Genomic DNA, 3520 nt, shown 5'->3' with positions numbered 1-3520 from the left:
GTCGCTGGTGATGACGCCGCAGCTGATGCAGTCGATTCGGCTGCTGCAGTTCACCCATGTCGAGCTCGAGCATTTCATCGACGAGGAAATCGAGCGCAATCCGCTGCTGGAGCGCGCCGAACCGCAGGACGATGCCGCCGGCGACCAGGCGCAGAAGATCGAGGCGGAGCCGCAAACCACCACTGACGGCGACTGGTTCGAAAACGAGACGCAGTGGAGCGCCGAGGCGATCTCGGACAAGCTCGACACGTCGCTGGAAAACCTGTTTCCCGACGATCCGGGCACCAGTGAGCGGCTCGGTCCGGACCTGACGGCGCAATGGAAATCGGCTTCCGGAAATGGCGCGAGTTCCTCATCCGAGGGTTTTGACGCCGGCGACATGGCGGCTGCGGCGATCACGCTGCGTGACCATGTCGGCGAACAGGTCGCGCTCGCCTTCGCCGACCCCGCCGCGCGGCTGATCGCCGCCGACCTCGCCGACGGCCTCGACGAAAGCGGCTATTTGCGCGCCGACATGGCCGAGATCGCTGCTCGTCTCGGTACGGACGCCGCCGCGGTGGGTAAGGTGCTGGCTGTGTGCCAGACTTTCGAACCGGCCGGCCTGTTCGCCCGGGACCTCGCCGAATGCCTGTCGCTGCAGCTTGCCGTGCGGGACCGGCTCGATCCGGCAATGAAGGCGCTGATCGCCAATCTCGAACTGCTGGGACGGCGCGATTTCCACGCATTGAAACGGATCTGCGGTGTCGACGAGGAGGACCTGCTCGACATGCTGGCCGAGATCCGGGCACTCGATCCCCGGCCGGGGATGGCGTTTTCGGGCGGCGCCAGCGACGCGATCGTCGCCGATGTCGAGGTGCGTGCGGCCAATGACGGCAGTTGGACGGTCGAACTCAATGCCGAAACGCTGCCGCGCGTTTTGGTCGACCATATCTATTTCGCCCAGGTCTCGCCGCAGGCGAAGAACCAGGCGGAAAAGGATTTTCTGGCCGAATGCCTGCAGAACGCCAACTGGCTGACGCGCAGCCTCGACCAGCGGGCGAAGACCATCCTCAAGGTCGCCTCGGAAATCGTTCGCCAGCAGGACGCCTTCCTCGTCCATGGCGTGCGCCAGCTGAAACCGCTCAACCTGCGCACGGTGGCCGATGCCATCGGCATGCACGAATCGACGGTCAGCCGGGTCACCGCGAACAAATATATGCTGACGCCGCGCGGCGTGTTCGAGCTTCGTTACTTCTTCACCGCCTCGATCGCTGCGTCGGGCGGCGGCGACGCGCATTCCTCGGAAGCGGTGCGCGATCGCATCAAGCAGTTGATCGATGAGGAAAAACCGGTCGACGTGCTTTCCGACGATGCGATCGTCGACATGTTGCGCGAGAGTGGCGTCGATATTGCTAGGCGTACGGTCGCCAAGTACCGGGAAGGCATGAATATTCCCTCCTCGGTGCAGCGCCGGCGCGAGAAACGGGCGCTGGCCAGCGCCGGGCGCTGAGGCGGTCCGATTTTCCACAGGCCCGCACTTCATTGACAAGCCGCGGTGAAGTGGCTAGAAGCCCGCCCGCATGAGACGGGCTAGATGCCTGCATGCGGATGGTCCGTCACGACGTTGGCCTCGGGACGGTCAAAGGGCGGCTTGTGATCAACCGGAAAGTTCGGATTTAAAATCGGCGCGAGTGACGCCGCAAAGCTTGTGCGCACGGATCACGAGTATAAACTCGGGCCAGTTTGAAGCCTGAGCAAGGAAGGTCAGTTTTCAGATGAATCTGCGCATATCGGGAAAACACATGGATATCGGCGATGCGTTTCGTACACGCATCAACGATCGTGTCGGCGAAGCGATCGGCAAATATTTCGATCGCGGCTTTGCCGGACACGTCACGGTCATCAAATCGGGCTCGCGCTACTCGGCGGATTGCATGATCCGGCTGGATTCCGGCGCTTCGCTGCAGGCCACCGGCGATGCCCAGGATCCGACGCTTGCCTTTGAGGCGGCGGCGGATCGTCTGGAGACCCGGCTGCGGCGTTACAAGCGCCGGCTGAAATCACACAATTCGGGCGCCGCCAATGGCGAACCGACCGACATTGCCTATACGGTGATGGCGCCGCTTGCCGATGACGACGAGGACATTCCGGAGAATTTCGCCCCCGCCATCGTCGCCGAATCAACCATGACGCTGAAGACCATGTCGGTGGCGTCGGCGGTCATCGAGCTCGACACCAAGGACAGCCCGGTCTTCGTCTTCCGCAACGCCGGAAACGACCATCTCAACATCGTCTATCGCCGGCCCGATGGAAACATCGGCTGGATCGACCCGTCCACGACCAAGGTCGCACAAGCGTGACGACAACAGTCGCACGGGCGTGACGACAGGAGTCGCACGGGGATAAAAGCCGGCCGCACGAGGGTGAGGACTGGTGACGGCAGGCGAACAAGGGATTTTCAAGCATGGATCTGAGCGATCTTATCAACGTTCCGGCGATATTGCCGGCGTTGAAGGCGAACTCCAAGAAGCAGCTGCTGCAATTGCTGTCCGAACGGGCAGCTGCGATTTCGGGCATTCCGGAGCGGGAAGTGTTCGACACCATCCTGCAGCGTGAGCGGCTGGGCTCGACCGGCGTCGGCAACGGCATCGCCATTCCGCACGGCAAGCTGGCCGGCGTGAAGCGCATCGCCGGGGTTTTCGCCCGACTGGAGACGCCTGTCGATTTCGAATCGCTGGACGATCAACCGGTCGATCTGGTGTTTCTGCTGCTGGCGCCGGAAGGGGCGGGCGCCGACCATCTCAAGGCTTTGTCGCGCATCGCGCGGGTGCTGCGCGACGCCGACACGGTGGCCAAGATCAGGGGTACGCGCGACGCCGCGGCGATCCATGCGCTGCTGTCAGACACCCAGGCCTCGCACGCGGCCTGATATTATCTGTTTTTACGCAATTCCGGACGGAAAACCGTTACACACTTTTCCTGGAATTGCTTTGAATTGAGGCGACCTCAAGGGCCGCCATGGGCGGCCCTTTCCGTTTCAGCGGAAATTGCTGTCAGTGAATGGCGACCGTGGTCAGGTCGTTTTCCATGGCGCCGGCCAAAGCGCGGTCACGCGCGTCGGAAAGCAGGATCGGCTGGCCATTGGCGGCAAACAGCGCCCACAGTTCCATGCCGGGAGCGATTTCGCCGAGATTCGGGAAACGGCCGAGCAATTCGTCGCTCGAGACCTTTCTGAGATAAGCGACCGAGCCCTCGCCGAGATGGGCGAATTCGCCATTGGTCATGGTGATATTTTCAGTTCTGGTCATTTCAAAGCCTCCTTGGCGCGAGGACGCCGCTCAAGGCCATCCCGCATGAGAGCCATCGGTAAAGATCAGTCTTTCACCGATATGTTTATTTTCCGTACCAGCCGTTCGGACTCCGGCCGATCGAGGTCGATCGACAAAAGGCCGTTCTTCAGCTCCGCCGCGATCACCCGCATGCCGTCGGCCAGCACGAAACAGCGCTGGAACTGGCGCGCGGCGATGCCGCGATGAAGAAA

5 protein-coding genes are annotated in these 3520 nt (G+C 62.2%); 3 read left to right on the top strand and 2 right to left on the bottom strand.

Features of this window, described 5'->3' with window-relative positions; translation table 11 throughout:
- From rpoN to ptsN, 3 genes are all read left to right on the top strand, one after another.
- Positions 1-1489: RNA polymerase factor sigma-54 (rpoN, locus tag EN935_RS26980; protein WP_245489061.1), on the top strand; the 1489-nt coding region annotated here is incomplete at its 5' end.
- Positions 1490-1754: 265 nt separating this feature from the next.
- Entirely contained in the window at positions 1755-2339 is a 585-nt protein-coding gene (gene raiA, locus EN935_RS26975; RefSeq protein ID WP_126070528.1) for a ribosome-associated translation inhibitor RaiA, read from the top strand.
- 104 nt (positions 2340-2443) lie between these two features.
- Entirely contained in the window at positions 2444-2908 is a 465-nt protein-coding gene (gene ptsN, locus EN935_RS26970; RefSeq protein WP_013529589.1) for a PTS IIA-like nitrogen regulatory protein PtsN, read from the top strand.
- 124 nt (positions 2909-3032) lie between these two features.
- On the opposite strand, the gene EN935_RS26965 is transcribed toward ptsN, so the two are convergent.
- Positions 3033-3287: a DUF1150 family protein gene (locus EN935_RS26965; RefSeq protein WP_023760740.1), complete on the bottom strand. Its 255-nt coding sequence runs from the start codon at positions 3285-3287 to the stop codon at positions 3033-3035.
- A 65-nt stretch (positions 3288-3352) separates the two neighbouring features.
- On the bottom strand, positions 3353-3520 hold a 168-nt coding region (locus EN935_RS26960), incomplete at its 5' end, for an Hsp20 family protein (protein ID WP_127373793.1).

It is taken from the genome of Mesorhizobium sp. M7D.F.Ca.US.004.03.1.1, assembly GCF_003998635.1.
GTDB lineage: Bacteria > Pseudomonadota > Alphaproteobacteria > Rhizobiales > Rhizobiaceae > Mesorhizobium > Mesorhizobium loti.
The sequence above is the reverse complement of the archived record's forward strand: the minus strand, read 5'-3'. Positions and strand labels throughout refer to the sequence as shown.

What these genes read in the sequence shown, in the direction of transcription:
- raiA (WP_126070528.1), top strand. Translation starts at nt 1,755, where the DNA reads ATGAATCTGCGCATATCGGGAAAACACATGGATATCGGCGATGCGTTT.
- ptsN (WP_013529589.1), top strand. Translation starts at nt 2,444, where the DNA reads ATGGATCTGAGCGATCTTATCAACGTTCCGGCGATATTGCCGGCGTTG.
- EN935_RS26965 (WP_023760740.1), bottom strand. Translation starts at nt 3,287, where the DNA reads ATGACCAGAACTGAAAATATCACCATGACCAATGGCGAATTCGCCCAT.